Raw genomic sequence first — 26,585 nt, 5'->3', positions numbered from 1 at the left:
TTACCTCTACCCTATCAGAGTCTGAAGTCTTCCCCAAGATAGACGCGCTTAACATGATCATCTTCGAGGATCTGCTGCGGCGTACCGTGGGCGATCAGATTGCCCTGGCTCACAATATAGGCGCGTTCACACACGGCCAGCGTTTCACGCACGTTGTGGTCAGTGATCAGTACACCAAGCCCGCTGTCGCGCAGGTGTTCAATGATACGTTTAATGTCGATAACGGAGATTGGGTCAACGCCCGCAAACGGTTCATCCAGAAGGATAAATTTCGGGTTTGCGGCCAGCGCACGCGCGATTTCAACGCGGCGACGTTCACCCCCGGAGAGCGCCTGACCGAGGCTGTCACGCAGGTGCTCAATGTGGAACTCTTCCATCAGCTCGTTGGCACGATCCTGTCGCTGTTCGCTGGTCAGGTCGTTACGAATTTGTAGAACCGCCATCAGGTTATCGTAAACGCTAAGACGACGGAAAATAGAGGCTTCCTGCGGCAGATAGCCGATTCCGCGACGCGCGCGAGCGTGCAACGGCAGAAGACTGATGTCTTCATCGTCAATAACAATGTTGCCGGCATCGCGCGGCACAATGCCAACGACCATGTAGAAGGTTGTGGTTTTACCCGCACCGTTAGGGCCAAGCAGGCCTACAATTTCGCCGGAGTTGACGGTCAGACTGACATCTTCTACGACACGGCGGCCCTTATAGGCCTTCGCGAGATTTTTTGCAGTTAATGTTGCCATAACGAATTAGTTACTCTTCTTCTGTGCCGGGGCCTGGCCTTTACCTTTGTCCTGCAGCTGCGACGGAACCAGCACGGTGGTTACGCGTTTGCCTTTCTCGCTGGAGGCCTGCATTTTTTGCTCTTTCACCAGATAGGTGATCTGGTCGCCGGTAATATTGCTGTCCAGCTGTTCCAGATAGGCATTACCCGTCAGGATGACCAGATCCTTCGCCAGCTCATAGTGCATGTGCGTGGCGTGGCCCTTCACCGGCTTGCCGTTGTCCTGCATCTGGTAGAAGGTTGCCGGGTTGCCGTAGCCATCAATAATCTCTTTGCCCTGCTCACCACCCGGACGGGTAACGACCACTTTGTCGGCGTTGATTTTGATGGTGCCCTGGGTCATGACGACATTACCTGTAAAGGTGACGACGTTACCCTGCATATCAAGAGACTGCGTGTCTGACTCGATATGGATCGGCTGGTCGGTATCGCCCGTTACAGCAAGCGCGGGGAGACTGGTCGCCAGCATCGCACTGGCGATAATTACTTTAAGGCTGAGTTTGTTTGTTTTGAATTTCATAGGAGGTTCTAACCTTTTCAATCAGCTCGGCGTTTTTGCTGCGTAAGTTCCCGCGCATTCTTAAACCGCTGGAATTAAATGTTGTGCCATACAGTGTGACCAGATCCTGCGACGTCACATCCTGGGTCACCAGGTTGATCTGGGCATTATCCGTCGTAATTTTTCGCAGTTGCGAGTCAGGCGTCAGAGCGTTGACTTCAACGTGGCCATATAGATAAAGCATACGGTCATTTGTCAGTTTTGCCCGGTCTGACTTGATTGACCACGTCGGGACTTTGTCCTTATCAAACGTCGTCATGACAGGTTGGGTAAACCACGAAATACCGTCATCTGAAAAATATTCAACATGCTGGGCAATCAGGCGATAGTTCAGTGCCCCTTCCGGGCTGTAGACCACTGTGTCGCTGTGATCGCTTTTATAGGTTGGATCGTTATTGTTGATCACTTCCGTTTGCGTATCGTCGCGATCGGCAATATTCACGCCAATCAATACCAGTGCGACAAGCGAAAGCAGAATGATAACCCAACGTCTGGTTTTACTCATATTGATTGCCCTTTGGCCTCATCAAGCTTGCCTTGCGCCAGCAGAAGCAGATCGCAGACTTCACGTACGGCACCGCGGCCGCCATTGATGTGGGTAACGTAGTCAGCGCGTGGGAGCAACAGCGGATGCGCATCGGCAACAGCGATACTCAGGCCGACCTCAGCCATTACTGGCCAGTCAATCAGGTCATCCCCGACATAAGCCACGTTTTCCGGTGCGATTGCCAGTTTACCCACTAAATCATTGAATGCCGCCATCTTATCGGATTGTCCCTGATACAGATGGGTAATGCCCAGCGTTTCACAGCGATCTTCTACCAGTTTAGCTTTTCGCCCGGTGATGATCGCTACCTCGATACCCGAGGTGAGGGCACAGCGGATACCGTAACCGTCGCGAACGTTAAACGCTTTCAGCTCTTCACCATTATTGCCCATGTAAATCAGGCCATCGGAGAGGACCCCATCCACATCCAGGATGAGCAGGCGAATCTTTTCTGCCTTCGCCATCATATGGGTACTGACCGGACCATAACAGGTTGCAAGGGATGCACCCGCATTACTCATTGTCTTATCCTTCATTACACTACGCCTGCGCGCAGCAGATCATGCATATGTACCACACCCAGCAACTGGTCGCCATCGGCAACCATAACGGAGGTGATATGACGGGACTGCATCAGGTTCAGCACATCCACTGCCAGCGTACCCGGGCGAACGCGGATGCCGCCAGGTGTCATCACATCGGCAATGCCAAGCGTTCGGACATCTACACCCATATCAAACACGCGACGCAGGTCCCCATCGGTGAAGATCCCCTGAATTTTCATCAGATCATCGCACACGACCGTCATACCCAGATTCTTGCGGGTGATTTCCAGCAGCGCATCGCGCAGGGAGGCCGCTTTACTGACGTGAGGGATTTCATCCCCGGTGTGCATAATATCGTTGACCCGCAGAAGCAGCTTGCGCCCAAGCGCACCGCCGGGATGAGAAAGTGCGAAATCTTCAGGGGTAAAACCGCGGGCTTCCAGCAGCGCTACGGCAAGCGCATCACCCATGACCAGTGCAGCGGTGGTGCTGGAGGTCGGAGCCAGGCCCAGAGGGCAGGCTTCTTTGGGAACCTTAACGCACAGGTGAATATCGGCCGCCCGCGCCATGCTACTTTCCGGGCGACTGGTCATGCAAATGAGGGGGACCTGCAGTCGCTTCAGTACCGGGATCAGCGCCAGGATCTCATTGGATTCACCGGAATTTGACAGTGCGATGACGATATCTTGCGGTGTGACCATCCCCAGGTCGCCGTGTGCGGCTTCCCCCGGGTGTACAAAGAAAGAAGAGGTTCCGGTGCTGGCAAACGTCGCGGCCATTTTGCGGCCAATATGACCGGACTTGCCCATCCCCATTACCACGACTTTACCGGCACAGTAGAATATCTTCTCACATGCCAGACTAAAATCCTGATTAATGTACTGATCTAACTGCGCCAGACCTTCACGTTCAATCTCCAGAACGTCTTTGCCTGCTTTCTGAAAGTCAAAACCCGGCTGCAATTCTATTTGCGACATAATGCGTTTCCGTTTACCCAGAGAGAAGAGGCGAGAGCCAGTACAGCATCGCCATCCATACGATAAATCCACCCGTCAACAGCGCGCCTGCGCCTTTGCCGATCTGGCGTTGCCGCCGCCAGCAGAGCAGGGCAAATATCACGCTGACCAGCAACATCACACCGTAATCGCGTGAAAACGCCAGGGGGTTAAAAGGCCCGGGCGTTATCAGGGCCGGCAGGCCCATCACAATCGCGATATTAAAAATGTTGGAACCGATGATATTGCCAATGGCAATGTCATCTTCACCTTTACGTGCTCCCGCAATGGCCGTGGCCAGCTCCGGCAGGCTGGTGCCGATGGCAATGACCGTCAGGCCAATGGTCAGTTCACTGATGGCAAAATAGTTCGCCAGTACTGTCGCGTTGTCGACGACCATGCGCGTTGCCATTGGCATGATGATCAGCGCGACGCCAAGCCAAAGTAGTGCTACAGGCAGCGTGCCCTCCCGCGGGAGTTCGGCAACCTGCTCCCGAGTCAGGCTATCCTGACCCAGCTTTTCAGCCTGGCGGGCGATTTTAACACTATACAGCAGCCAAATGACGGCCAGCGCCAGCAAGAAAATGCCGTCGCTGTAGCTCAGTACGCCATCATAAAATACGCACCCTGCCAGCAGGCTTACGATTAACATTAGCGGCAATTCACGGCGCAGAACATCGGAATGTACGCGAAATGGGTGGAGCAGTGCCGCCAGGCCTAAAATCAGTAATATATTGACGATGTTCGAGCCAATCGCGGTGCCAATAGCCAGGTCTACCTGACCATGCAGCGATGCTGAAACAGAGACGATGATTTCAGGAAGCGACGTTCCAACACTGACAACGGTCATCCCGATGACAACAGGCGGTACGCCAGTCAGACGACACAGGATAGATGCAGCAAACACTAAACGGTCAGCACTGTAGACCACCAAAAGTAAACCAATTATTAACAGTGCTGTTGCTAAAAGCATCAAAAGTCCTTTCTTCAGGTATACTCGTCGGTCCATCGCGCGGGAATGGCTGGACTGCATACTGTCTGAGGCGTAACGAATTCCTAATTTTGACTTTATGCGCCGGAAAAGTAAAACAAATGCCAGCTTTCGCTAACCTCAACGGCTATTATTCTGTAAAAATGCTGAGTTTGGGGCTGATTCAGGCTGCATGCCTTAATGTGAGCAGGGTAAGAAAGGAACAATAAATGAGCCAAACGATGGCGAATTTAGTCGATGTTCGCGGTGTGAGTTTTTCTCGCGCCAACCGATTGATATTTGATGATATTTCGTTGACCGTACCGCGTGGCAAGATCACTGCCATCATGGGGCCGTCCGGGATCGGTAAAACGACCCTGCTGCGCCTCATTGGTGGGCAGATCCCACCTGATAGCGGTGAAATCCTCTTTGATGGCGAAAACATCCCGGAGATGTCGCGCTCGCGCCTGTATACTGTCCGTAAACGCATGAGCATGCTCTTTCAGTCGGGGGCTCTGTTCACCGACATGAACGTCTTTGATAACGTGGCCTATCCGCTGCGCGAGCATACCAGCCTGCCGCCTGAACTGCTGAAAAGCACGGTGATGATGAAGCTTGAAGCCGTCGGTCTGCGAGGGGCTGCAAAACTGATGCCTTCGGAACTGTCCGGTGGGATGGCGCGACGCGCTGCACTGGCGCGAGCCATTGCACTAGAACCTGATTTAATCATGTTCGACGAACCGTTTGTCGGACAGGATCCTATCACGATGGGTGTGCTGGTGAAGCTCATCTCTGAGCTGAACAGCGCGCTCGGCGTTACCTGTATCGTGGTTTCTCACGATGTACCGGAAGTATTGAGCATTGCCGATTACGCCTATATCGTGGCGGACAAAAAGATCGTCGCACACGGTAGCGCCCAGGCGCTGCAGGAAAATTGCGATCCGCGCGTGCGGCAGTTCCTTGACGGTATTGCAGATGGCCCTGTGCCGTTCCGCTACCCGGCGGGCGACTATCGTGACGATTTACTGGGAATAGGGAGTTAAGCCACTCATGCTGTTAAATGCGTTGGCCGCTCTCGGACACCGTGGCATAAAAACCATCAGGACGTTCGGGCGCGCCGGATTGATGTTATTCAACGCGCTGGTCGGCAAGCCGGAATTCCGCAAGCACGCACCGTTGCTGGTGCGTCAGCTCTATAATGTCGGCGTGCTGTCGATGCTCATCATCATTGTTTCCGGGCTGTTTATCGGTATGGTGCTTGGGCTTCAGGGCTACCTTGTTCTGACAACCTACAGTGCAGAAACCAGCCTCGGGATGCTGGTGGCGCTCTCACTGCTGCGTGAACTGGGGCCTGTTGTGGCGGCACTGTTGTTCGCCGGGCGCGCGGGGTCGGCATTAACGGCTGAAATTGGCCTGATGCGTGCGACCGAGCAGCTTTCCAGCATGGAGATGATGGCGGTTGATCCGCTGCGTCGCGTGATCTCGCCGCGTTTCTGGGCTGGGGTGATTTCGTTACCGTTACTGACTATTCTGTTTGTCGCCGTGGGTATCTGGGGCGGCTCGCTGGTTGGCGTCCACTGGAAAGGCATTGATGCCGGTTTCTTCTGGTCTGCCATGCAGGACGCCATTGATCTGCGAATGGATCTGGTCAACTGTCTGATTAAAAGCGTGGTCTTTGCTATTACGGTCACCTGGATTGCATTGTTCAATGGTTACGATGCCATCCCGACGTCGGCGGGCATTAGCCGTGCAACAACGCGTACAGTCGTACATTCGTCGCTGGCCGTACTGGGTCTGGATTTTGTGCTCACCGCACTGATGTTTGGGAATTGAGTTCATGCAAACGAGAAAAAATGAAATTTGGGTCGGCGTGTTCCTGTTACTGGCACTGCTGGCGGCGCTGTTTATCTGCCTGCGAGCGGCGGATATCACATCTGTCCGCACCGAGCCGACATATCGTATTTATGCCACCTTCGATAATATCGGCGGGCTGAAGGCGCGTTCACCGGTACGTATTGGTGGCGTGGTGATCGGCCGTGTGTCGGACATTACGCTTGATGAGAAAACCTATCTCCCACGCGTCGCGATGGATATCGAAGAGCGTTATAACCATATTCCGGACACCAGTTCTCTTTCGATCCGGACTTCCGGCCTGCTGGGTGAACAATATCTGGCGCTTAACGTCGGTTTTGAAGACCCAGAGCTCGGAACGACTATCCTTAAAGACGGCAGTGTTATCCAGGATACGAAGTCCGCAATGGTGCTGGAGGATATGATTGGTCAGTTCCTTTACAACAGTAAAGGGGATGAGAAAAAATCCGATGCTGCCCCTGCGCAGACTGAAGATCACACCAACGTCGCACCGACATCTGGCACGACGAATTAATTTCAGGAGAAGTCATTCATGTTTAAACGACTGTTAATGGTTGCCATGCTGGTCATTGCCCCTCTCACCGCAGCCCACGCTGCGGATCAGAGTAACCCGTACAAACAGATGGACGAAGCGGCCAAGAAGACTTTCGACCGTCTTAAAAACGAGCAACCTAAAATTCGTGCTAATCCTGATTATCTGCGTGATGTTGTCGATCAGGAACTGCTGCCGTATGTGCAGATCAAATATGCAGGTGCGCTGGTGCTGGGACGTTATTACAAAGATGCGACCCCCGCGCAGCGTGATGCTTACTTTGCCGCGTTCCGTGAATACCTGAAACAGGCTTATGGCCAGGCGCTGGCGATGTACCATGGTCAGACCTATCAGATTGCGCCTGAGCAGCCGCTGGGCGATGCGACCATCGTACCTATCCGCGTGACCATCAACGATCCTAACGGCCGTCCGCCGGTTCGTCTGGATTTCCAGTGGCGTAAAAACAGCCAGACGGGGCACTGGCAGGCGTATGACATGATTGCCGAAGGGGTAAGCATGATCACCACCAAACAGAACGAGTGGAGCGACCTGCTGCGTACCAAAGGTATTGATGGCCTTACCGCGCAGCTGCAGTCTATTTCTCGTCAGAAAATTACACTGGATGAGAAGAAGTAATGTCTCAGCAACTCAGCTGGTCGCGTGAAGGCGAGACATTAAAGCTGTCCGGTGAACTTGATCAGGATCTGCTGAACCCATTGTGGGACAAACGTCATGAAGCGATGCAGGGTGTGACGCTCATCGACTTAACCGAGGTCACACGGGTTGATACAGCAGGTATTGCGCTGCTCGCCCATCTGGTTGCCGTGGGGAAAAAGCAGGGGCAAAGCGTCAAGCTTCACGGCGCGAGTGATAATGTCGTTACCCTCGCGCAGCTCTACAATCTCCCTCACGACGTGCTGCCTCGTTAGTATTTTCAGTGCGTTACTTCTGAAAGCCCTGACAGTTTCATCGTCGGGGCTTTTTGCTTGTTTAAGACGACGTCACTTTGCTCTAAGATGTTGGGCTTGTTTTCACTATCAGATGATTAAGAGCCCATGGAAAATCATGAAATCCAGACAGTGCTGATGAATGCACTCTCCCTTCAGGAAGCCCACGTCACTGGCGATGGCAGTCACTTCCAGGTTATTGCTGTGGGTGAGATGTTCGACGGTATGAGCCGTGTGAAGAAGCAGCAGGCTGTGTACGCGCCGCTGATGGAATATATTGCGGATAACCGCATCCACGCCCTGTCGATTAAAGCGTTCACCCCGCAAGAGTGGGCACGCGATCGCAAACTAAACGGTTTTTGAGCTGAGGGCGACAGGCCCGCAGCACGGTTGAATTTATAAGAGAACACACAATGGATAAATTTCGTGTACAGGGGCCAACGCGTCTCCAGGGCGAAGTCACAATTTCTGGCGCGAAAAACGCCGCTCTGCCAATCCTCTTTGCTGCGCTGCTCGCGGAAGAGCCGGTAGAAATTCAGAACGTACCAAAGCTGAAAGATATCGACACCACCATGAAGCTGCTCACCCAGTTGGGAACCAAAGTTGAGCGTAATGGTTCCGTCTGGATCGATGCCAGCAATGTGAACAACTTCTCTGCGCCGTACGATCTGGTGAAAACCATGCGTGCGTCCATCTGGGCGCTTGGCCCGCTGGTGGCGCGTTTTGGACAGGGGCAGGTTTCACTGCCGGGCGGCTGTGCAATCGGCGCACGCCCGGTTGACCTGCATATCTTTGGTCTGGAGAAACTGGGCGCAGAGATCAAACTGGAAGAAGGTTACGTTAAAGCGTCCGTGAATGGTCGCCTGAAAGGCGCGCACATTGTCATGGACAAAGTGAGCGTAGGCGCAACGGTCACCATTATGTCTGCGGCAACGCTGGCAGAAGGGACCACCATTATTGAAAATGCCGCGCGCGAACCGGAAATTGTGGATACCGCAAACTTCCTCGTCGCGCTGGGTGCGAAGATCTCCGGTCAGGGTACCGACCGTATCACCATCGAAGGCGTTGAGCGTCTGGGTGGCGGTGTCTATCGCGTTCTGCCGGACCGTATCGAAACCGGTACCTTCCTGGTCGCTGCGGCGATCTCTGGCGGTAAGATTGTTTGTCGTAACGCTCAGCCGGATACGCTGGATGCGGTGCTGGCGAAGCTGCGCGATGCGGGTGCTGATATTGAGATCGGTGAAGACTGGATCAGCCTCGACATGCATGGTCAGCGTCCAAAAGCGGTGAATGTGCGTACTGCACCACATCCGGCGTTCCCGACGGACATGCAGGCTCAGTTCACGTTGCTAAACCTGGTGGCTGAAGGTACTGGCTTCATCACTGAAACCATTTTCGAGAACCGCTTTATGCACGTACCGGAGCTGATCCGTATGGGTGCACGTGCTGAGATCGAAAGTAATACCGTGATTTGCCATGGCGTTGAGAAGCTGTCCGGTGCTCAGGTGATGGCAACCGATTTGCGTGCGTCCGCAAGCCTGGTGCTGGCGGGGTGTATCGCGGAAGGTACGACGGTTGTGGATCGTATTTACCACATCGATCGTGGCTATGAGCGTATCGAAGATAAACTGCGCGCGCTGGGTGCCAATATCGAGCGTGTGAAGGGCGAGTAATCGTTCCGGCAGCCCCCTGCCAGCAATGACCGGGGGGTTGCTGTTCCTGTCAAAAATCGCATTATTCCTGCGGTTTTTTCTTTGCTTTTTTCTGGCGAATCATGCGCGATCTGTCGATAAATTCATGGGTAATGGGATCGTGGTAACGCGAGGGCCAGATCACCCACGGATGCGTATCCAGCGCCGTTGCGATAATTAATTCTCCCTTTGGCCAGGGACGAGTCAGGGCGTTTGCCAGGGTAGAAGAACTCAGGCCATTGCGGCGAGATTCAGCTGCCAGTGAAGTGCCTTTTTTGCGCAGTGCCGCAATGATATCTGCCGTGTGCCAGTCGATAAATTTCGTATCCATAACGCTGTCCTTAAGTTCGGATTTACTCACGCCGTTTCTTCTGAAACGACAGGCTTACTATACCCATTTCAAACTCTTGTTCTAAAAAGTTCGCGTTACTGGAAGGGATATTCAGAATAAGGCATGGCTTTATTCATGCGGCCTTTAAACCGATGAATTTACATGGACACGGAATTTACAGGTGTGTGCTGGAATCTCCCCGCGATGGCCGCAGGGAGATGCAGGAGGGATTAACGGTCTCGCTGAACGGCGATGTGGGCCAGCGCAATCAGTGCATCGCGCCATGGGCTGTCGGGAATGACCTGAAGAGCTTCGATGGCTTTGTCGGCTTCTTCTTCCGCACGTTGGCGTGTCCATTCCAGCGATCCGCAGATTGCCATGGTTTCCAGCACAGGTTCCAGCAGATGACGGCCATTTCCCTGCTCAATCGCTTCACGGATCATTTTTGCCTGTTCGGCTGAACCGTTACGCATAGCATGAAGCAGTGGCAGGGTGGGTTTGCCTTCGTTCAGGTCATCACCCACGTTTTTGCCGAGCGTTTCGCCGTCAGCACTGTAGTCCAGCAAATCATCAATTAACTGGAATGCGGTCCCCAGATAACGACCGTAATCCTGCAGGCCTTTTTCCTGTGCTTCGGTACAGTCCGCCAGAATACCGGAGCACTGGGCAGCTGCTTCAAACAGGCGCGCGGTTTTGCTGTAAATCACGCGCATGTAGTTTTCTTCGGTGATGTCAGGGTCGTTGACGTTCATCAGCTGCAGCACTTCGCCTTCAGCGATCACGTTAACGGCCTCAGACATCACTTCCAGTACTTTCAGAGAGCCCAGGCTGGTCATCATCTGGAAGGCGCGGGTATAGATAAAATCCCCCACCAGAACGCTGGCTGCGTTTCCGAATGCAGCGTTTGCCGTGGCTTTACCACGACGCATATCCGATTCATCCACAACGTCGTCATGCAGAAGCGTCGCCGTGTGAATAAATTCGATAAGTGCTGCGATAGTCACGTGGGCATTTCCCTGATAGCCAACGGCTCTGGCAGCCAGAATAGCAATCATCGGGCGAATGCGTTTACCGCCGCCGCTGACGATGTAATAGCCCAACTGATTGATCAGTTGAACATCAGAGTTGAGTTGCTCCAGGATTGCTGCATTCACACCCGCCATATCTTGCGCGGTTAACTCGTTGATTTTTTCTAAATTCATCGCAAAAGCCGGGCTTTTTATCCTGTTGATCCCATCTTCAATGGGGTAACGAAGGGTTTCGGTTTATCAATAGTAGTGCTGATTGTACTGAAAAAACGGCTCAGATAAACGTTACCGTACGTGTTGTGTTTTTTTTCTTCATGTATTGACGGTAGCACTTGTCAAAGGCTCGCGTTTTGCGTAATATTCGCGCCCTATTGTGAATATTTATAGCGCACTCTGATTCATACGAGGACGTGCGCGGAAGCGGAGTTTATATGTACGCGGTTTTCCAAAGTGGTGGTAAACAACACCGAGTAAGCGAAGGTCAGACCGTTCGCCTGGAAAAGCTGGACATCGCAACTGGCGAATCTGTTGAATTCGCTGAAGTTCTGATGATCGCAAACGGTGAAGAAGTCAAAATCGGCGTTCCTTTCGTTGATGGCGGCGTTATCAAAGCTGAAGTTGTTGCACACGGTCGTGGCGAGAAAGTTAAAATCGTTAAGTTTCGTCGTCGTAAGCACTACCGTAAGCAGCAGGGCCACCGTCAGTGGTTCACTGATGTGAAAATTACTGGCATCAGCGCCTAAGACCTGAGGAGAGATTTAAATGGCACATAAAAAGGCTGGCGGCTCCACACGTAACGGTCGCGATTCAGAAGCTAAACGCCTGGGCGTTAAGCGTTTCGGTGGCGAATCCGTTCTGGCGGGTAGCATCATCGTTCGTCAACGTGGTACCAAATTCCACGCTGGCAACAACGTAGGTTGCGGTCGTGACCACACTCTGTTTGCTAAAGCAGACGGTAAAGTGAAATTTGAAGTTAAAGGCCCGAACAACCGTAAATACATCAGCATCGTTGCTGAGTAAGGTTTTCTCGGTCCGGTAACGGATTAAAGCCCCGCACCCTGTTGCGGGGCTTTTTACATTGGAAACCCGGTAATTTTTTCTGTAGGGAAAACGGGCATGAAGCAGCAGGCCGGCATCGGTATTCTTTTGGCGCTCACCACCGCAATGTGCTGGGGTGCCCTGCCAATTGCAATGAAGCAGGTACTGGAAGTGATGGAGCCGCCTACGGTGGTCTTTTATCGCTTTCTGATGGCAAGCATCGGTCTCGGGGCCATCCTGGCTGTCAAAGGTAAGCTTCCTCCCTTGCGGCTCTTCCGTAAACCGCGCTGGCTGGTATTGCTGGCTATCGCGACGGGCGGTCTGTTCGGTAACTTCATCCTGTTCAGCTCTTCCCTGCAATATCTCAGCCCCACGGCGTCGCAGGTGATTGGTCAGCTTTCACCGGTGGGCATGATGGTCGCCAGCGTCTTTATCCTCAAGGAGAAGATGCGCGGTACGCAGATTGTCGGGGCGAGCATGCTGCTATGCGGTCTGGTGATGTTCTTCAACACCAGTCTGATAGAGATTTTTACCCGGCTGACGGATTACACCTGGGGTGTGATCTTCGGCGTAGGAGCAGCAGCGGTCTGGGTGAGTTATGGCGTCGCGCAAAAGGTGTTATTGCGACGTCTGGCCTCACAGCAGATCCTCTTTTTGCTGTACACTTTGTGTACAATAGCATTGCTGCCATTAGCAAAGCCGGGTGTGATTGCCCAGCTTAGCGACTGGCAACTGGCGTGTCTCATTTTTTGTGGACTGAATACGCTGGTCGGTTATGGCGCGCTGGCCGAAGCGATGGCGCGCTGGCAGGCAGCACAGGTGAGCGCGTTAATCACGCTGACTCCGCTGTTTACGCTGTTATTTTCAGATTTGTTATCAATGGCCTGGCCCGATGTCTTCGTCAGACCGATGCTCAACTTGTTGGGTTATCTCGGTGCGTTTGTCGTGGTTGCGGGCGCGATGTATTCCGCCATTGGTCATCGTCTTTGGGGACGTTGGCGCAAAAATGAAGCGGTTGTAGTAGTCCCCCGCTCAGGCGAATGAGTTACGGAGAGTAAAATGAAGTTTGTTGATGAAGCGACGATCCTGGTCGTGGCTGGTGATGGCGGCAACGGTTGCGTGAGCTTCCGCCGTGAAAAATATATCCCACGTGGTGGCCCTGATGGCGGTGACGGCGGGGATGGTGGTGACGTTTGGCTGGAGGCGGATGAGAACCTCAACACGCTGATCGACTACCGTTTCGAAAAATCATTCCGCGCTGAACGTGGCCAGAATGGCCAGAGCCGTGACTGTACCGGTAAACGCGGTAAAGATGTCACTATTAAGGTTCCTGTCGGTACGCGTGTTATCGACCAGGGTACCGGTGAGACCATGGGTGACATGACCAAACACGGTCAGCGTCTGATGGTCGCAAAAGGTGGCTGGCACGGTCTGGGTAACAGCCGTTTTAAATCTTCTGTTAACCGTACTCCACGTCAGAAAACGATGGGGACGCCTGGCGATAAGCGCGATCTGCAACTGGAGCTGATGCTTCTGGCAGACGTGGGCATGCTGGGTATGCCAAATGCCGGTAAATCGACGTTTATTCGCGCCGTGTCTGCCGCGAAACCTAAAGTGGCGGACTATCCGTTTACCACACTGGTACCAAGCCTGGGCGTTGTCCGCATGGATAACGAGAAGAGCTTTGTGGTTGCCGATATTCCGGGCCTGATTGAAGGTGCTGCTGAAGGTGCCGGTCTGGGTATCCGCTTCCTGAAACACCTTGAGCGCTGCCGCGTATTGCTGCACCTCATTGATATCGATCCTATCGACGGTTCCGATCCGGTTGAAAACGCCCGAATCATCATCGGCGAGCTGGAAAAATACAGCGAAAAACTGGCGAATAAACCACGCTGGTTGGTCTTCAACAAAATTGACCTGATGGACAAAGCCGAAGCGGAAGCGAAAGCTAAAGCGATTGCTGAAGCGATGGGTTGGGAAGAGAAATACTACCTGATCTCTGCAGCAAGCCAGGTTGGCGTGAAAGACCTCTGCTGGGATGTGATGACCTTTATCATCGAGAACCCAATTGTTCAGGCCGAAGAAGCGAAACAGCCTGAAAAAGTCGAATTCATGTGGGATGACTACCACCGTCAACAGCTCGAAGAGCTGGAAGCGGAAGAGGAAGAAGACTGGGATGATGACTGGGATGAAGACGACGAAGAAGGCGTCGAGTTCATCTACAAACACTAATATCAGTTCAAAGCCCCTCGTTCGAGGGGCTTTTTTTATTCCAGCGTTGAGGGCAACCAACAGCTGGCGATTAAACCGCCCTCAGCACCGTTATCAAGCGTCAGCTTGCCACGGTGGAGTTGCACGATGCGCTGAACAATACTCAGCCCCAGACCGCTACCACCGAAACGCTGATCAAGACGGCGGAACGGTTCAGTGATTGATTGTCGGTGCGCTTCAGCAATACCCGGTCCCTGGTCGATAACGCTGACCTGGGTACCCCCCTCGACCTCGTTTAATGACACTTTAATGGTTGTTCCTGACGGGCTGTAACGACCGGCATTCTCCAGCAGGTTACGCAGCATCAGACGCAGAAGCACGGCGTCTCCCTGAACCGTGAGCGCACTTTTAGCAGGCCATATCACGGTATGTTCTTTGGCTTCATGCTCAAGGCTGAGTGGGGTGATGATATTGTCTGTCCAGTTCACCGTTTCGTAATGGCCGCTGGCCATTGCTTGCCCGGCTCGGGCCAGCATCAGCAGTTGCTCAACGGTGTGCATGAGTTGGTCAATACGGCTAATTAACGTCGCGGCCTGAGGAGAACCAGATTGCGCCATGAGTTCCAGATGGAGTCTGATACCGGCAAGGGGCGTCCGCAGTTCGTGTGCGGCATCTGCGGTGAAAAGACGCTCCTGTTGGATGGTATTATCCAGCCGGGCGAGCAACTGATTCAGCGAGGTGGTGACGGCACCAATTTCTTCCATGTCGGAATACATTGGAAGCGGCGTTAAGTTATCTGCCGAACGGTTAGCCAGGCTGGCACGCAGTTTATTCAGGGGTTGGGTTATCCAGGTCACTGCCCAGAAAGAGAAAAGCAGCGTAAAGCCAACCATCACCAGAGAAGGGACCAGCAGAGAGGCAATCGCTTCACGGATCTCTTTTTCAACGTGATTATTCCGCGCTTTTGCCGACAACGTCTCACTGACCAGAAAACCAATCTGTTCACGGCTTTCATGCCACAGCCAGATCACGCTTATCAGTTGGAAAAATAACAGAATGACCGCCAGCAGCACCATCAATCGCCGACGCATGCTGTTCATTTCTGACTCTCCAGGCGGTAGCCAACGCCACGGACGGTTTTGATCCGGTCCTTGCCAAGCTTACGACGCAGGTTGTGAATGTGGACTTCAAGGGTATTGGACCCCGGATCGTCCTGCCAGGAGTAGATATCCTGTTGCAGGGTTTCTCTGTGTACCGTTTGCCCGCTGCGCATAATCAGGCGCGTCAGCAAAGCAAACTCTTTTGGTGTCACCTCAATCGGCTGGGACTGACGTAGTACCTGCTGGGTTTGCAGATTCAGCGTAATATCGCCATCAGTCAGTAAGTTATCGCTATGACCCTGATAACGGCGTATTAACGCCCGGACGCGGGCCTGAAGCTCTGCCAGTGCAAAAGGCTTCACCAGGTAATCATCTGCGCCAGCATCGAGGCCAGTGATACGATCTTCAATGGCATCGCGTGCTGTCAGGATCAACACTGGATTAGCGATCCCGCGGCGTCGCCACTGACTGAGCAGCGTGGCACCGTCTTTATCAGGTAAGCCCAAATCGAGGATCACCAGACTGTATTCGCCGCTCTGGATCAGAGCATCCGCCTCTGCCGCTGTGCCAGCACAGTCGAGGGCATACCCTTCATTGGCCAGCCCCAGCGCCAGCCCTTCCTGTAATAACAGATCGTCTTCAACTATAAGTAGTTTCATCGCTAGTTATTCTGGTAGATGTCCTTATAAAGCCTGCTTTCGAATCGAACAAGCGGAATACGACGATTGCGCTGGTCGGTTGGTTCGACGGCATAGCCGGAAAGATACTGCACGAATGCCATGCGTTGTCCGCTGGCGGTGGTGATGAAGCCTGCAAGGTTGTAAACCCCCTGCAATGAACCTGTCTTAGCGGATACTTTACCATCCACACCGGCTGCGTGAAGCCCGGCGCGGTACTGCAGCGTGCCATCCTGCCCGGCAAGTGGCAGCATAGAAATAAAGTTTAGCTCAGTGTCATGTTGTGCAATGTACTGAAGCACTTGCATCATGCTGGCCGGGGAGATCAAATTATGGCGTGATAACCCGGAGCCATCGACGGCGATGGTATTACCCAGGTCGATCCCTGCCTGTTGTCGCAGGATCTGACGAACAGCATCTGAACCCGCGCGCCAGGTACCTGGCACGCCAAAGCGCGCGTGACCAATCATGCGGAACACGGTGTCGGCAATCATGTTGTCAGACTTTTTCAGCATAATTCGCAGCAAATCGTGCAGCGGTGGCGACTGTTTGCTGGCGATGACCGTGCCGGGTTGATTGACCTGCGTCTGACGAAGCAGCGTGCCGGAGTATGTTATTCCCGCTTGTTTCAGCTCATCTTTCAGAATGGCACCCGCATAGCTTGCCCCATCCTGTATCGCAAAGGCCAGCGGCAGCGGATCGGCGCGCTGCGTGAGGCAGCCCGTCAGCGTGAAGCGGTTAAGATCGCCTGGTACCACGTCCAGTTCGCAATACTGCGCATCCGGTGAGCCCTTGGCCAGCGTGCGTACCTGACTAAACATGGTGACCGGGTAGTAGGACGCCACGCGGATAAACGCTAAATCATCTGGCTTTGGTGCGCTGTAAAGCGAAACAGAGAAACAGTTACGGTCAACAATCGCGGCGGCGGGCGGGGCGCTAAAGCACTGCGTCATGTCGTTCCACGGCCAACCTGGAGCCTTATCGTGGCTGGCAAAAATGGAGGTGTCGATCAGCACATTGCCATCAATCTTCTGCACACCCGATTTTTTCAGCACCGCAACCATATTGCGGATATCCTGGCGTTTAAATGTCGGGTCACCCCCGAAACGGGCGATAAGATCGCCTTTCAGTTCACCGCCCACGACGTTGCCTTTGGTCTCAAGGGTGGTGGTAAAACGAAAATCAGGCCCGAGCTGAAGCAGGGCGGCGAGCGCAGTGATCACCTTCTGGGTACTGGCGGGCAGCGCCATTTGTTGACTGTGGTAGTCAATTTCTGGCGTCGGCGCTCCGACCTTCTGCACCATCAATGCAAGGTTGGCACCTGCGGGCAGTTGATTAATATACTCATCAACATTCGCAGCCTGAACGCTGAACGTTATACTGGTAGTCAATCCGATGATAAAACTGGAAAATCGCATAATCTCGCGCTAACAACCCGAAAACAAACCGTCATACTACGGTGCATAGCACTGCAAAGTAAACGATGACCCATAGTGAACTTCGGGGTAAAATGCGTATCAAATTGAAAATTGCTGCTGACCTGGGGCCTGACCCCGGGTCGGTTTTCTTTTTGCTTCTGGCCTGCTAATGCGGCTGGGGCAGGGAACACTGCTCCCAACAGGAATGTTTAAGAGGTATAACAAATGCAAGCTATTCCGATGACCTTACGTGGTGCCGAAAAACTGCGCGAAGAGCTGGATTTCCTGAAATCCGTTCGCCGCCCTGAAATTATCGCCGCTATCGCGGAAGCGCGTGAGCATGGCGACCTGAAGGAGAATGCTGAATATCATGCGGCGCGTGAACAGCAGGGCTTTTGCGAAGGGCGTATTAAAGATATCGAAGCCAAGCTGTCTAATGCGCAGGTTATCGACATCACAAAAATGCCAAATAATGGCCGCGTGATCTTCGGCTCAAGCGTTACTGTGCTGAACCTGGACAGCGACGAAGAGCAGACTTACCGCATCGTGGGCGATGATGAAGCCGATTTTAAACAGAACCTGATTTCGGTGAACTCGCCAATTGCTCGCGGCCTGATTGGCAAAGAGCAGGATGATGTTGTGACTATCCGCACCCCAGGTGGTGAAGTGGAGTACGAAATTATCAAGGTCGAGTACCTGTAATTCGCCTCTCTGCTAAGATGTTGATACATTGTAAAGAAAAGAAAAAGGCCGCGTAGCGGCCTTTTATCAACTCAAGGAGCGTGGCATTTTGCTCACTTGCTGACAGAAATCCCTCGTTTTACACAGTAAATGTGTTCGATTCAGGATATCCTTAGCGTGGCAGCGAGATTTTACGCTCTTTAGATGGGCGGTAGAGCACCAGCGTTTTACCGATGACCTGTACATTACAGGCGCCGGTTTCGCGCACGATGGCTTCCACGATCAGGTTTTTAGTGTCTCTGTCTTCAGAGGCGATTTTCACCTTGATCAGCTCGTGGTGTTCCAGCGCTTGTTCAATCTCGGCAAGCACCCCTTCGGTCAAACCATTGTTGCCAAGCATGACTACAGGCTTGAGCGGATGTGCCAGACCTTTAAGGTGCTGTTTTTGTTTAGTACTCAGATTCATCGTATATTTTTGCTTACGTTGGGATTGAAAACGGTTCATTCTACCGCCATCTCCCTTATATCGCCAAATAGCTGCGTAGAAATTTACGTCACAGGCAAGCAACGATGAACCAGGACGGAAATGTTAAATGACAGGTAAAAAGCGTTCTGCCAGCTCCAGCCGCTGGCTTCAGGAACACTTTAGCGATAAATATGTTCAACAGGCGCAGAAAAAGGGGTTGCGATCCCGCGCCTGGTTTAAACTTGATGAAATACAGCAAAGTGACAAACTTTTTAAGCCGGGGATGACGGTTGTTGACCTCGGTGCGGCACCTGGCGGATGGTCCCAGTATGCGGTAACGCAGATCGGCGGAACCGGCCGAATCATCGCGTGCGATCTTTTACCAATGGATCCCATCGTCGGTGTCGACTTCCTTCAGGGCGATTTTCGTGATGAATTAGTGCTGAAAGCGTTACTTGATCGTGTTGGTGATAGTAAGGTCCAGGTTGTCATGTCGGATATGGCACCAAATATGTGTGGAACACCGGCGGTGGATATCCCCCGCGCCATGTATCTGGTGGAGCTAGCGTTAGAAATGTGTCGTGATGTACTAGCGCCTGGTGGTAGTTTTGTTGTGAAGGTGTTTCAGGGCGAAGGTTTCGAGGAGTATCTTAAGGAAATTCGCTCCCTGTTTGCGAAGGTCAAAGTTCGTAAACCGGACTCTTCCCGGGCGCGTTCCCGTGAAGTGTATATTGTAGCGACCGGGCGAAAATGATAACCGGTGGATTTCAGGCGAAAGTTTGAATGAAACTGGATATAGAGTATCCTGACGCTGTTTTTAACACAGTTGTAATGTGAGGTTAATCCCTTGAGTGACATGGCGAAAAACCTAATTCTCTGGCTGGTCATTGCCGTTGTGCTGATGTCAGTATTCCAGAGCTTTGGGCCCAGCGAGTCGAATGGCCGCAAGGTGGATTATTCTACCTTCCTGCAGGAGGTCAATCAGGACCAGGTTCGCGAAGCGCGTATCAACGGACGTGAGATCAACGTTACCAAGAAAGATAGTAACCGTTACACGACTTACATCCCGGTGAACGATCCTAAGCTGCTTGATAACCTTCTGACTAAAAACGTCAAGGTGGTAGGTGAGCCGCCAGAAGAACCAAGCCTGCTGGCTTCTATCTTCATTTCCTGGTTCCCGATGCTGCTTCTTATCGGCGTTTGGATCTTCTTTATGCGTCAGATGCAGGGCGGCGGTGGCAAAGGTGCCATGTCGTTCGGTAAGAGCAAGGCGCGTATGCTGACGGAAGACCAGATCAAGACCACGTTCGCTGATGTTGCCGGGTGCGACGAAGCGAAAGAAGAGGTCGGTGAACTGGTTGAATACCTGCGCGAGCCGAGCCGTTTCCAGAAACTGGGCGGTAAGATCCCGAAAGGCGTCCTGATGGTTGGCCCTCCGGGTACCGGTAAAACCCTGCTGGCGAAAGCTATCGCGGGTGAAGCGAAGGTGCCGTTCTTTACCATTTCGGGTTCTGACTTCGTAGAAATGTTCGTGGGTGTCGGTGCATCTCGTGTGCGTGACATGTTTGAGCAGGCTAAGAAGGCGGCACCGTGCATTATCTTCATCGATGAAATCGACGCCGTTGGCCGCCAGCGTGGCGCGGGTCTGGGTGGCGGTCACGATGAACGTGAACAAACGCTGAACCAGATGCTGGTTGAGATGGACGGTTTCGAAGGTAACGAAGGTATCATCGTTATCGCGGCGACTAACCGTCCTGACGTACTTGACCCTGCGCTGCTGCGTCCAGGCCGTTTCGACCGTCAGGTTGTGGTGGGTCTGCCAGATGTTCGCGGTCGTGAACAGATTCTGAAAGTCCATATGCGTCGCGTACCGCTGGCGCCAGATATCGACGCGGCAATTATTGCGCGCGGTACCCCGGGCTTCTCCGGTGCGGACCTGGCTAACCTGGTCAACGAAGCAGCACTGTTTGCCGCTCGCGGTAACAAGCGTGTTGTGTCGATGGTGGAGTTCGAGAAAGCGAAAGACAAAATCATGATGGGTGCGGAACGTCGCTCCATGGTGATGACCGAAGCGCAGAAAGAGTCCACGGCGTACCACGAAGCGGGTCACGCGATTATCGGCCGCCTGGTACCGGAACACGATCCGGTGCATAAAGTAACGATTATTCCGCGCGGTCGAGCGCTGGGTGTGACCTTCTTCCTGCCTGAAGGTGACGCGATCAGTGCCAGCCGTCAGAAACTGGAAAGTCAGATTTCTACCCTGTACGGCGGTCGTCTGGCGGAAGAGATTATCTACGGTGCGGAACATGTTTCTACCGGTGCGTCTAACGACATTAAAGTCGCGACAAACCTGGCGCGTAACATGGTGACTCAGTGGGGCTTCTCTGACAAACTCGGTCCACTGCTGTATGCAGAGGAAGAGGGTGAAGTATTCCTGGGTCGTTCTGTGGCAAAAGCGAAACATATGTCCGATGAGACTGCACGTATCATCGACCAGGAAGTGAAAGCGCTGATTGAACGTAACTACGGTCGCGCACGTCAGATCCTGAACGACAATATGGACATTCTGCATTCGATGAAAGATGCGCTCATGAAATATGAGACCATTGATGCTCCGCAGATTGACGACCTGATGGCCCGCCGCGAAGTGCGTCCGCCAGCAGGCTGGGAAGACCCAGGTGCTTCCAACAATTCTGACAACAATGGCACCCCGCGTGCGCCGCGTCCGGTTGATGAACCGCGTACGCCAAACCCGGGCAACACCATGTCAGAACAGTTGGGCGATAAGTAAGTCACTGCTGTTGAAGCGTTTGTCTGTACCTCAAACCCTGGAGCTTGCTCCGGGGTTTTTCTTTTCTGTTTAACCTTGAAAATACCAGGGATTTTGCCATGAAACTATTCGCTCAGGACTCGCATCTCGACCTCTCACATCCCCATGTGATGGGGATCCTGAATGTTACCCCTGATTCCTTCTCCGACGGTGGTACGCATAACACGCTCATCGAGGCGGTTAAGCACGCAAATTTAATGATCAATGCAGGTGCAACGATCATTGACGTTGGCGGCGAATCGACGCGTCCTGGTGCGGCGGACGTTTCTGTGGAAGAAGAGCTGGCGCGCGTAGTACCGGTGGTGGAAGCGATAGCACAGCGATTTGAGGTCTGGATCTCTGTTGATACATCCAAGCCAGAAGTGATTCGTGAAGTGGCGAGAGTAGGTGCTCACATTATCAATGATATCCGTTCGCTTACCGAACCTGGCGCACTTGAAGCCGCTGCGGAAACCGGCTTGCCGGTTTGCCTGATGCATATGCAAGGGCAACCGAGAACCATGCAGGAAGCGCCAAAGTATGATGATGTGTATGCCGATGTGAATCGCTTCTTTATTGAGCATATTGCTCGCTGCGAACGTGCAGGTATCGCAAAAGAGAAATTGCTGCTCGACCCGGGGTTCGGTTTCGGTAAAAATCTCTCCCACAATTATGCATTGCTTGCGCGCTTATCGGAATTTCATCACTTTAACCTGCCGCTGCTGGTGGGGATGTCGAGAAAGTCGATGATTGGTCAGTTACTGAATGTGGGGCCAGGGGAACGCCTGAGTGGTAGTCTGGCCTGCGCGGTGATTGCGGCGATGCAAGGTGCGCACATTATCCGTGTCCATGACGTCAAAGAAACAGTAGAAGCCATGCGTGTGGTGGAAGCCACACTGGCAGCGAAGGAAAACAAACGCTATGAGTAATCGTAAATATTTTGGTACCGATGGTATCCGTGGGCGTGTAGGCGATGCTCCAATCACTCCTGATTTTGTCCTGAAGCTTGGCTGGGCTGCTGGCAAGGTACTGGCGCGTCATGGCTCCCGTAAGATCATTATCGGTAAAGACACCCGTATTTCGGGCTATATGCTGGAATCCGCGCTGGAAGCTGGTCTTGCGGCTGCCGGGCTATCCGCTTCCTTTACTGGCCCAATGCCAACACCTGCAGTCGCGTACCTGACGCGTACTTTCCGTGCAGAAGCGGGGATTGTTATTTCGGCGTCACACAACCCGTTCTATGACAACGGTATCAAGTTCTTCTCCATTGATGGCACCAAGTTGCCGGATGAAGTGGAAGAGGCCATCGAAGCCGAAATGGAAAAAGAGATCACCTGTGTCGATTCCGCAGAACTGGGTAAAGCTAACCGTATCGTCGATGCGGCGGGTCGTTATATCGAATTCTGCAAAGGGACATTCCCGAACGAGCTGAGTCTGGCACATCTCAAAATTGTGGTGGACTGCGCAAACGGTGCGACCTACCACATTGCCCCGAATGTCTTTCGTGAATTGGGCGCAAAAGTGATTACCATTGGGTGTGAGCCGGATGGTCTGAACATTAACGAGCAGGTCGGAGCGACAGACGTTCGTGCCCTGCAGGCGCGTGTGCTGGCGGAAAAAGCCGATCTGGGTATTGCGCTGGACGGCGACGGTGACCGCGTGATCATGGTCGACCACGAAGGCAATAAGGTCGATGGTGACCAGATCCTGTATATCATCGCGCGTGAAGGTTTGCGTCAGGGTCAGTTGCGCGGCGGCGCAGTCGGTACCTTAATGAGTAACATGGGCCTGGAACTGGCACTTAAACAGCTTGGTATTCCGTTTGTTCGTGCGAAAGTTGGCGACCGCTATGTGCTGGAAAAACTGCAGGAGAAGGGCTGGCGAATTGGCGCAGAGAACTCCGGTCACGTGATTCTGCTCGACAAAACCACCACCGGTGACGGTATTGTCGCCGCACTGCAGGTGGTTGCTGCCATGGCGCGCAACCATATGAGCCTGCACGATCTCTGCAGCGGTATGAAAATGTTCCCACAGATCCTGGTGAACGTGCGGTTTACCGCCGGTAAAGGCGATCCGTTGGAAAATGATAACGTGAAAGCGGTGATGGCTGATGTTGAAGCTGCCCTGGGCAACCGTGGACGCGTACTGTTGCGTAAGTCTGGTACTGAACCACTGATTCGCGTCATGGTGGAAGGTGAAGACGAAGCGCAGGTTAATGAATTTGCGCACCGTATCGCGGATGCCGTAAAAGCTGCATAATCTTGCACGCTAAATGTTTAAAAAGGCGGCTTTTGTCGCCTTTGTTTTGAGCAATTAATGGCTTTTTGCTGTTTTTTTCCGCAGTTGATACAATGCGTCAAAAATGCCCTTGCGAAGGTCATTCGCTTTGGTTAGTATTCACACCCGCTTCAGTGGGAAACAAAAATCCTGCTAATTGGTCGAAGCATTGGTATGCGGCAAATCCGCAAGGAACAGGTTGATTATGTACGAAGCTCTTTTAGTTGTTTTCCTTATTGTAGCCATCGCTCTCGTAGCGCTGATTATGCTGCAGCAAGGTAAAGGCGCTGATATGGGAGCCTCCTTCGGAGCAGGCGCTTCCGGTACGCTGTTCGGTTCAAGTGGTTCTGCGAACTTCATGACCCGCACAACGGCGATTCTGGCTACGCTGTTCTTCATCATCAGTCTGGTACTTGGCAATATCAACAGCAACAAGACCAGCAAAGGAAGCGAGTGGGAAAATCTGAGCGCGCCAGCAAAAACTGAGCAAACTCAACCAGCTGCTCCGGCTAAGCCGACCAGCGATATCCCGCACTAAGTATTCTGTACCGAGGTGGTGGAATTGGTAGACACGCTACCTTGAGGTGGTAGTGCCCTAACGGGCTTGTGGGTTCGAGTCCCATCCTCGGTACCAATATTCCAGAAAAAAGACGTCGAAAGACGTCTTTTTTTTCGTCTGTGGATTAACAGACATAAAAAAGGCGTCCATCGGACGCCTTTTGCATTTCTTGTCAGCGATTACTTCTTATCGCTGTGCTCCAGGTTTTCAACCTGTGGCAGACCATTACCGGAACTGGCAGAGAGCAGGCCATTCTCAACATAGTTAAACAGCTTCGCACGGGTATCGGTGATGTCCAGGTTACGCATGGTTAACTGGCCAATACGATCGTCCGGAGAGAACACAGATTCCCCTTTCTCCATGGTCAGACGTTCTGCTTTGTAAGTCAGGTTGTCAGACACGGTGTTCAGGATGGAGTAGTCGTTACCGCGACGCAGTTCCAGCGTAACTTCACCAGTGATTGCACTTGCAACCCAACGTTGCAGGGAATCACGCAGCATCAGTGCCTGCGGATCGAACCAGCGGCCCTGATACAGCAGTTTACCCAGTTGACGGCCATGAGAGTGATACTGCTCAATGGTATCTTCGTTGTGAATACCGGTCAGCAGACGCTCGTATGCGATATGCAGCAGCGCCATCCCCGGAGCTTCATAGATGCCACGGCTTTTCGCTTCAATGATACGGTTTTCAATCTGATCGCTCATGCCCAGACCGTGACGACCACCGATACGGTTTGCTTCCAGCATCAGCTCAACATCGTCAGAGAAGGTTTTGCCGTTCAGCGCAACCGGATGACCACGTTCGAAACGCACGGTCACTTCTTCCGCCTGGATTTTGACGTTTTCGTCCCAGAACTTCACACCCATGATTGGGTTAACGATCTTCACGCTGGAATTCAGGAACTCCAGGTCTTTCGCTTCGTGCGTCGCACCCAGCATGTTTGAGTCGGTGGAATAGGCTTTCTCGACTGACATCTTGTAGTCAAAACCACATGCGATCATGAATTCGGACATCTCATGACGGCCACCCAGCTCGTCGATGAAGTCAGTATCCAGCCACGGCTTGTAGATCTGCAGTTCAGCGTTCGTCAGCAGACCATAACGATAGAAACGTTCGATATCGTTGCCTTTATAGGTGCTACCGTCACCCCAGATGTTCACACCATCTTCTTTCATGGCCGCAACCAGCATCGTTCCGGTCACAGCGCGGCCCAGTGGAGTGGTGTTGAAATAGGTCAGGCCGCCGGTGGTATTATGGAACGCACCGCACTGAATAGCCGCGATACCTTCAGCGACCAGTTGCTTACGGCAGTCAATCAGACGTGCGTTCTCTGCGCCATATTCCATGGCACGACGAGGGATCGCATCATAATCTTCCTCATCTGGCTGACCGAGGTTCGCAGTATATGCATACGGAACCGCTCCCTTCTGACGCATCCACAGCAGTGCAGCGCTGGTATCCAGGCCGCCTGAGAAAGCGATGCCAATACGTTGTCCTACCGGAAGATGCTTGAGAATCGTCGTCATATAATAAAACCCTGCTTGATTGACTGATTAGAGACCGCTTTCGCTATCTGTGCATTTTTATGCAAGATAAGTGAGTATTCATTTAATCATCTTTTGTCGATGACCGAAAGAGACTCCTGCGTTTTTTGTAAAAATTTTGGTCTGATTGCTCTGACTGAAGTCGCCTTGACAGGTGGGGTCAACTATCAATATACTGAACGCCGATTTTACGTCCCGTCTTCGGTACCAAATCCCAGCATTATTTGCAAATTCTGTCCAAAACGCGTAGAATTTGCCACGTTTCAGGCGCGGGGTGGAGCAGCCTGGTAGCTCGTCGGGCTCATAACCCGAAGGTCGTCGGTTCAAATCCGGCCCCCGCAACCACTTTCCCATAAAGTTCTTTTTCAAATATACTGTGAAGACTTAGAGCCTTCGTAGCTGGATTTGAAAAAATTCTTTCGGAGAGTGCTCCAGGCCACAGTTGTGGCTATAGGGTTCAGTTATCTAAAGCCCCGATTTATCGGGGTTTTTTGTTATCTGACTACAGAATAACTGGGCTTTACGCCCTTTTTTTATGTCTTGGGGGTGGGCTTGTCCACATTAGAGCAAAAATTAACAGAGATGATTACTGCACCGGTCGAAGCACTGGGCTACGAACTGGTCGGCATCGAATTCGTTCGCGGCCGTACATCGACGCTGCGCATCTATATTGATAGTGAAGATGGCATCAATGTTGATGATTGTGCTGATGTTAGCCACCAGGTGAGTGCGGTTCTTGATGTTGAAGACCCGATTACCGTTGCGTACAACCTGGAAGTTTCCTCACCTGGCCTCGATCGCCCGATGTTCACGGCCGAACACTATGTGCGTTTTACCGGTGAAGAAGTGGCTCTCGTTCTGCGTATGGCCGTACAGAACCGCCGTAAATGGCAGGGAATTATCAAAGCCGTTGATGGTGAAATGATCACGGTAACAGTCGAAGGCAAAGATGAAGTGTTCGCGCTGAGTAATATCCAGAAGGCGAACCTGGTTCCCCACTTTTAACA

31 protein-coding genes and 2 tRNA genes are annotated in these 26,585 nt (G+C 52.7%); 20 read left to right on the top strand and 13 right to left on the bottom strand.

The features are described 5' to 3' along the window. Window positions 1-14: 14 nt before the first annotated feature. From lptB to ACLHV8_RS19815, 6 genes are read right to left on the bottom strand one after another with little or no spacing between them, the layout of a single operon-like run. Window positions 15-740 (bottom strand): LPS export ABC transporter ATP-binding protein, encoded by a 726-nt coding sequence (gene lptB, locus ACLHV8_RS19840; protein ID WP_025756692.1) that lies wholly within the window; start codon window positions 738-740, stop codon window positions 15-17. 6 nt (window positions 741-746) lie between these two features. Then, the gene (lptA, locus tag ACLHV8_RS19835; RefSeq protein WP_024906352.1) at window positions 747-1,301 is read right to left on the bottom strand and encodes a lipopolysaccharide ABC transporter substrate-binding protein LptA; all 555 of its coding nucleotides are present in this window, start codon (window positions 1,299-1,301) and stop codon (window positions 747-749) included. Then, entirely contained in the window at window positions 1,270-1,845 is a 576-nt protein-coding gene (lptC, locus tag ACLHV8_RS19830) for an LPS export ABC transporter periplasmic protein LptC (RefSeq protein ID WP_028017027.1), read from the bottom strand. Before lptC ends, lptA begins: the two co-directional genes overlap by 32 nt. Continuing rightward, on the bottom strand, window positions 1,842-2,408 hold the full coding sequence (gene kdsC / locus ACLHV8_RS19825) for a 3-deoxy-manno-octulosonate-8-phosphatase KdsC (RefSeq protein ID WP_028017028.1): 567 nt from the start codon (window positions 2,406-2,408) through the stop codon (window positions 1,842-1,844). The genes lptC and kdsC overlap by 4 nt, the downstream gene beginning before the upstream one ends. Before the next feature lie 14 nt (window positions 2,409-2,422). Further along, window positions 2,423-3,409, bottom strand: a complete 987-nt coding sequence (kdsD, locus tag ACLHV8_RS19820; protein ID WP_025756696.1) for an arabinose-5-phosphate isomerase KdsD — start codon at window positions 3,407-3,409, stop codon at window positions 2,423-2,425. A 13-nt stretch (window positions 3,410-3,422) separates the two neighbouring features. Then, window positions 3,423-4,400, bottom strand: coding sequence for a calcium/sodium antiporter (locus ACLHV8_RS19815; protein WP_028017029.1), 978 nt, complete (start codon window positions 4,398-4,400; stop codon window positions 3,423-3,425). 227 nt (window positions 4,401-4,627) lie between these two features. Here ACLHV8_RS19815 and mlaF point away from each other — a divergent pair, with 227 nt between their 5' ends. The 7 genes from mlaF (at window position 4,628) to murA (ending at window position 9,421) form a co-directional block, all read left to right on the top strand. Beyond that, a complete protein-coding gene (mlaF, locus tag ACLHV8_RS19810; RefSeq protein ID WP_024906354.1) occupies window positions 4,628-5,440 on the top strand; it encodes a phospholipid ABC transporter ATP-binding protein MlaF in 813 nt (270 codons plus the stop codon). A 7-nt stretch (window positions 5,441-5,447) separates the two neighbouring features. Beyond that, on the top strand, window positions 5,448-6,230 hold the full coding sequence (mlaE, locus tag ACLHV8_RS19805) for a lipid asymmetry maintenance ABC transporter permease subunit MlaE (RefSeq protein WP_010436044.1): 783 nt from the start codon (window positions 5,448-5,450) through the stop codon (window positions 6,228-6,230). 4 nt (window positions 6,231-6,234) lie between these two features. Next, window positions 6,235-6,783 carry an outer membrane lipid asymmetry maintenance protein MlaD gene (gene mlaD, locus ACLHV8_RS19800; protein ID WP_049007571.1) on the top strand — a complete coding sequence of 183 codons (549 nt, stop codon included), beginning with the start codon at window positions 6,235-6,237 and terminating at the stop codon, window positions 6,781-6,783. Window positions 6,784-6,801: 18 nt separating this feature from the next. Beyond that, window positions 6,802-7,437: a phospholipid-binding protein MlaC gene (gene mlaC / locus ACLHV8_RS19795; RefSeq protein WP_028017031.1), complete on the top strand. Its 636-nt coding sequence runs from the start codon at window positions 6,802-6,804 to the stop codon at window positions 7,435-7,437. Next, entirely contained in the window at window positions 7,437-7,730 is a 294-nt protein-coding gene (mlaB, locus tag ACLHV8_RS19790) for a lipid asymmetry maintenance protein MlaB (protein ID WP_049007565.1), read from the top strand. The genes mlaC and mlaB overlap by 1 nt, the downstream gene beginning before the upstream one ends. A 126-nt stretch (window positions 7,731-7,856) precedes the next feature. Then, window positions 7,857-8,111, top strand: coding sequence for a BolA family iron metabolism protein IbaG (gene ibaG, locus ACLHV8_RS19785; RefSeq protein WP_008501458.1), 255 nt, complete (start codon window positions 7,857-7,859; stop codon window positions 8,109-8,111). A 50-nt stretch (window positions 8,112-8,161) separates the two neighbouring features. Next, the gene (gene murA, locus ACLHV8_RS19780; RefSeq protein WP_028017033.1) at window positions 8,162-9,421 is read left to right on the top strand and encodes a UDP-N-acetylglucosamine 1-carboxyvinyltransferase; all 1,260 of its coding nucleotides are present in this window, start codon (window positions 8,162-8,164) and stop codon (window positions 9,419-9,421) included. A gap of 61 nt (window positions 9,422-9,482) precedes the next feature. Here murA and sfsB read toward each other — a convergent pair whose 3' ends face one another. Both sfsB and ispB read right to left on the bottom strand, forming a co-directional pair. Next, entirely contained in the window at window positions 9,483-9,770 is a 288-nt protein-coding gene (gene sfsB / locus ACLHV8_RS19775) for a DNA-binding transcriptional regulator SfsB (RefSeq protein ID WP_028017034.1), read from the bottom strand. A gap of 230 nt (window positions 9,771-10,000) precedes the next feature. Continuing rightward, window positions 10,001-10,972: an octaprenyl diphosphate synthase gene (ispB, locus tag ACLHV8_RS19770; protein ID WP_028017035.1), complete on the bottom strand. Its 972-nt coding sequence runs from the start codon at window positions 10,970-10,972 to the stop codon at window positions 10,001-10,003. Window positions 10,973-11,229: 257 nt separating this feature from the next. Between ispB and rplU the strand changes: the two genes are divergently transcribed. The 4 genes from rplU (at window position 11,230) to cgtA (ending at window position 14,068) form a co-directional block, all read left to right on the top strand. Continuing rightward, window positions 11,230-11,541 carry a 50S ribosomal protein L21 gene (rplU, locus tag ACLHV8_RS19765; protein ID WP_003025032.1) on the top strand — a complete coding sequence of 104 codons (312 nt, stop codon included), beginning with the start codon at window positions 11,230-11,232 and terminating at the stop codon, window positions 11,539-11,541. 19 nt (window positions 11,542-11,560) lie between these two features. Continuing rightward, window positions 11,561-11,818, top strand: coding sequence for a 50S ribosomal protein L27 (gene rpmA, locus ACLHV8_RS19760; RefSeq protein ID WP_004385076.1), 258 nt, complete (start codon window positions 11,561-11,563; stop codon window positions 11,816-11,818). A gap of 96 nt (window positions 11,819-11,914) precedes the next feature. After that, window positions 11,915-12,880 (top strand): DMT family transporter, encoded by a 966-nt coding sequence (locus tag ACLHV8_RS19755; RefSeq protein WP_028017036.1) that lies wholly within the window; start codon window positions 11,915-11,917, stop codon window positions 12,878-12,880. A gap of 15 nt (window positions 12,881-12,895) precedes the next feature. Then, window positions 12,896-14,068, top strand: a complete 1,173-nt coding sequence (gene cgtA / locus ACLHV8_RS19750) for an Obg family GTPase CgtA (RefSeq protein WP_028017037.1) — start codon at window positions 12,896-12,898, stop codon at window positions 14,066-14,068. A gap of 35 nt (window positions 14,069-14,103) precedes the next feature. Here the strand turns inward: cgtA and pmrB are convergent, their stop codons facing one another. From pmrB to dacB, 3 genes are read right to left on the bottom strand one after another with little or no spacing between them, the layout of a single operon-like run. Then, complete coding sequence (pmrB, locus tag ACLHV8_RS19745; RefSeq protein WP_028017038.1) at window positions 14,104-15,147, bottom strand: two-component system sensor histidine kinase PmrB; 1,044 nt, start codon at window positions 15,145-15,147, stop codon at window positions 14,104-14,106. Next, a complete protein-coding gene (pmrA, locus tag ACLHV8_RS19740) occupies window positions 15,144-15,806 on the bottom strand; it encodes a two-component system response regulator PmrA (RefSeq protein WP_028017039.1) in 663 nt (220 codons plus the stop codon). Before pmrA ends, pmrB begins: the two co-directional genes overlap by 4 nt. A gap of 2 nt (window positions 15,807-15,808) precedes the next feature. After that, window positions 15,809-17,242 carry a serine-type D-Ala-D-Ala carboxypeptidase gene (gene dacB, locus ACLHV8_RS19735; protein WP_028017040.1) on the bottom strand — a complete coding sequence of 478 codons (1,434 nt, stop codon included), beginning with the start codon at window positions 17,240-17,242 and terminating at the stop codon, window positions 15,809-15,811. 225 nt (window positions 17,243-17,467) lie between these two features. Here dacB and greA point away from each other — a divergent pair, with 225 nt between their 5' ends. Beyond that, the gene (gene greA, locus ACLHV8_RS19730; RefSeq protein ID WP_028017041.1) at window positions 17,468-17,944 is read left to right on the top strand and encodes a transcription elongation factor GreA; all 477 of its coding nucleotides are present in this window, start codon (window positions 17,468-17,470) and stop codon (window positions 17,942-17,944) included. Between the two features lie 151 nt (window positions 17,945-18,095). On the opposite strand, the gene yhbY is transcribed toward greA, so the two are convergent. Then, window positions 18,096-18,389 (bottom strand): ribosome assembly RNA-binding protein YhbY, encoded by a 294-nt coding sequence (gene yhbY, locus ACLHV8_RS19725; protein WP_003861814.1) that lies wholly within the window; start codon window positions 18,387-18,389, stop codon window positions 18,096-18,098. 127 nt (window positions 18,390-18,516) lie between these two features. Between yhbY and rlmE the strand changes: the two genes are divergently transcribed. The 6 genes from rlmE to ACLHV8_RS19695 all read left to right on the top strand — a co-directional run bounded on the left by rlmE (window position 18,517) and on the right by ACLHV8_RS19695 (window position 24,109). After that, on the top strand, window positions 18,517-19,143 hold the full coding sequence (gene rlmE / locus ACLHV8_RS19720; protein WP_003861812.1) for a 23S rRNA (uridine(2552)-2'-O)-methyltransferase RlmE: 627 nt from the start codon (window positions 18,517-18,519) through the stop codon (window positions 19,141-19,143). Window positions 19,144-19,245: 102 nt separating this feature from the next. Further along, window positions 19,246-21,180, top strand: coding sequence for an ATP-dependent zinc metalloprotease FtsH (gene ftsH / locus ACLHV8_RS19715; protein WP_014833437.1), 1,935 nt, complete (start codon window positions 19,246-19,248; stop codon window positions 21,178-21,180). 98 nt (window positions 21,181-21,278) lie between these two features. Beyond that, window positions 21,279-22,127, top strand: a complete 849-nt coding sequence (gene folP / locus ACLHV8_RS19710) for a dihydropteroate synthase (RefSeq protein WP_208594179.1) — start codon at window positions 21,279-21,281, stop codon at window positions 22,125-22,127. Then, a complete protein-coding gene (gene glmM / locus ACLHV8_RS19705) occupies window positions 22,120-23,457 on the top strand; it encodes a phosphoglucosamine mutase (protein WP_028017044.1) in 1,338 nt (445 codons plus the stop codon). The genes folP and glmM overlap by 8 nt, the downstream gene beginning before the upstream one ends. A 223-nt stretch (window positions 23,458-23,680) precedes the next feature. Beyond that, window positions 23,681-24,013 carry a preprotein translocase subunit SecG gene (secG, locus tag ACLHV8_RS19700; protein ID WP_023309338.1) on the top strand — a complete coding sequence of 111 codons (333 nt, stop codon included), beginning with the start codon at window positions 23,681-23,683 and terminating at the stop codon, window positions 24,011-24,013. A 9-nt stretch (window positions 24,014-24,022) separates the two neighbouring features. Then, a tRNA-Leu gene (locus ACLHV8_RS19695) sits at window positions 24,023-24,109 on the top strand. 104 nt (window positions 24,110-24,213) lie between these two features. Here ACLHV8_RS19695 and argG read toward each other — a convergent pair. After that, window positions 24,214-25,560: an argininosuccinate synthase gene (argG, locus tag ACLHV8_RS19690; RefSeq protein WP_028017045.1), complete on the bottom strand. Its 1,347-nt coding sequence runs from the start codon at window positions 25,558-25,560 to the stop codon at window positions 24,214-24,216. 286 nt (window positions 25,561-25,846) lie between these two features. Between argG and ACLHV8_RS19685 the strand changes: the two genes are divergently transcribed. Next, window positions 25,847-25,923: transfer RNA gene (locus ACLHV8_RS19685), tRNA-Met, on the top strand. A gap of 207 nt (window positions 25,924-26,130) precedes the next feature. Beyond that, window positions 26,131-26,583 carry a ribosome maturation factor RimP gene (gene rimP / locus ACLHV8_RS19680; RefSeq protein ID WP_014833432.1) on the top strand — a complete coding sequence of 151 codons (453 nt, stop codon included), beginning with the start codon at window positions 26,131-26,133 and terminating at the stop codon, window positions 26,581-26,583. Window positions 26,584-26,585 lie beyond the last annotated feature (2 nt).

This window comes from Enterobacter sp. CPE_E863, assembly GCF_046521465.1.
In the GTDB taxonomy this organism is placed as follows: Bacteria; Pseudomonadota; Gammaproteobacteria; order Enterobacterales; family Enterobacteriaceae; genus Enterobacter; species Enterobacter adelaidei.
This window is presented reverse-complemented; position numbering and strand designations above follow the sequence as displayed.

What these genes read in the sequence shown, in the direction of transcription:
- ftsH (WP_014833437.1), top strand. Translation starts at nt 19,246, where the DNA reads ATGGCGAAAAACCTAATTCTCTGGCTGGTCATTGCCGTTGTGCTGATG.
- rplU (WP_003025032.1), top strand. Translation starts at nt 11,230, where the DNA reads ATGTACGCGGTTTTCCAAAGTGGTGGTAAACAACACCGAGTAAGCGAA.
- ibaG (WP_008501458.1), top strand. Translation starts at nt 7,857, where the DNA reads ATGGAAAATCATGAAATCCAGACAGTGCTGATGAATGCACTCTCCCTT.
- kdsD (WP_025756696.1), bottom strand. Translation starts at nt 3,409, where the DNA reads ATGTCGCAAATAGAATTGCAGCCGGGTTTTGACTTTCAGAAAGCAGGC.
- ACLHV8_RS19755 (WP_028017036.1), top strand. Translation starts at nt 11,915, where the DNA reads ATGAAGCAGCAGGCCGGCATCGGTATTCTTTTGGCGCTCACCACCGCA.
- murA (WP_028017033.1), top strand. Translation starts at nt 8,162, where the DNA reads ATGGATAAATTTCGTGTACAGGGGCCAACGCGTCTCCAGGGCGAAGTC.
- rpmA (WP_004385076.1), top strand. Translation starts at nt 11,561, where the DNA reads ATGGCACATAAAAAGGCTGGCGGCTCCACACGTAACGGTCGCGATTCA.
- folP (WP_208594179.1), top strand. Translation starts at nt 21,279, where the DNA reads ATGAAACTATTCGCTCAGGACTCGCATCTCGACCTCTCACATCCCCAT.
- pmrA (WP_028017039.1), bottom strand. Translation starts at nt 15,806, where the DNA reads ATGAAACTACTTATAGTTGAAGACGATCTGTTATTACAGGAAGGGCTG.
- mlaC (WP_028017031.1), top strand. Translation starts at nt 6,802, where the DNA reads ATGTTTAAACGACTGTTAATGGTTGCCATGCTGGTCATTGCCCCTCTC.
- mlaF (WP_024906354.1), top strand. Translation starts at nt 4,628, where the DNA reads ATGAGCCAAACGATGGCGAATTTAGTCGATGTTCGCGGTGTGAGTTTT.
- yhbY (WP_003861814.1), bottom strand. Translation starts at nt 18,389, where the DNA reads ATGAATCTGAGTACTAAACAAAAACAGCACCTTAAAGGTCTGGCACAT.
- pmrB (WP_028017038.1), bottom strand. Translation starts at nt 15,147, where the DNA reads ATGAACAGCATGCGTCGGCGATTGATGGTGCTGCTGGCGGTCATTCTG.
- greA (WP_028017041.1), top strand. Translation starts at nt 17,468, where the DNA reads ATGCAAGCTATTCCGATGACCTTACGTGGTGCCGAAAAACTGCGCGAA.
- ispB (WP_028017035.1), bottom strand. Translation starts at nt 10,972, where the DNA reads ATGAATTTAGAAAAAATCAACGAGTTAACCGCGCAAGATATGGCGGGT.
- glmM (WP_028017044.1), top strand. Translation starts at nt 22,120, where the DNA reads ATGAGTAATCGTAAATATTTTGGTACCGATGGTATCCGTGGGCGTGTA.
- lptA (WP_024906352.1), bottom strand. Translation starts at nt 1,301, where the DNA reads ATGAAATTCAAAACAAACAAACTCAGCCTTAAAGTAATTATCGCCAGT.
- ACLHV8_RS19815 (WP_028017029.1), bottom strand. Translation starts at nt 4,400, where the DNA reads ATGCTTTTAGCAACAGCACTGTTAATAATTGGTTTACTTTTGGTGGTC.
- rlmE (WP_003861812.1), top strand. Translation starts at nt 18,517, where the DNA reads ATGACAGGTAAAAAGCGTTCTGCCAGCTCCAGCCGCTGGCTTCAGGAA.
- kdsC (WP_028017028.1), bottom strand. Translation starts at nt 2,408, where the DNA reads ATGAGTAATGCGGGTGCATCCCTTGCAACCTGTTATGGTCCGGTCAGT.
- cgtA (WP_028017037.1), top strand. Translation starts at nt 12,896, where the DNA reads ATGAAGTTTGTTGATGAAGCGACGATCCTGGTCGTGGCTGGTGATGGC.
- mlaD (WP_049007571.1), top strand. Translation starts at nt 6,235, where the DNA reads ATGCAAACGAGAAAAAATGAAATTTGGGTCGGCGTGTTCCTGTTACTG.
- sfsB (WP_028017034.1), bottom strand. Translation starts at nt 9,770, where the DNA reads ATGGATACGAAATTTATCGACTGGCACACGGCAGATATCATTGCGGCA.
- mlaB (WP_049007565.1), top strand. Translation starts at nt 7,437, where the DNA reads ATGTCTCAGCAACTCAGCTGGTCGCGTGAAGGCGAGACATTAAAGCTG.
- secG (WP_023309338.1), top strand. Translation starts at nt 23,681, where the DNA reads ATGTACGAAGCTCTTTTAGTTGTTTTCCTTATTGTAGCCATCGCTCTC.
- argG (WP_028017045.1), bottom strand. Translation starts at nt 25,560, where the DNA reads ATGACGACGATTCTCAAGCATCTTCCGGTAGGACAACGTATTGGCATC.
- lptC (WP_028017027.1), bottom strand. Translation starts at nt 1,845, where the DNA reads ATGAGTAAAACCAGACGTTGGGTTATCATTCTGCTTTCGCTTGTCGCA.
- mlaE (WP_010436044.1), top strand. Translation starts at nt 5,448, where the DNA reads ATGCTGTTAAATGCGTTGGCCGCTCTCGGACACCGTGGCATAAAAACC.
- dacB (WP_028017040.1), bottom strand. Translation starts at nt 17,242, where the DNA reads ATGCGATTTTCCAGTTTTATCATCGGATTGACTACCAGTATAACGTTC.
- lptB (WP_025756692.1), bottom strand. Translation starts at nt 740, where the DNA reads ATGGCAACATTAACTGCAAAAAATCTCGCGAAGGCCTATAAGGGCCGC.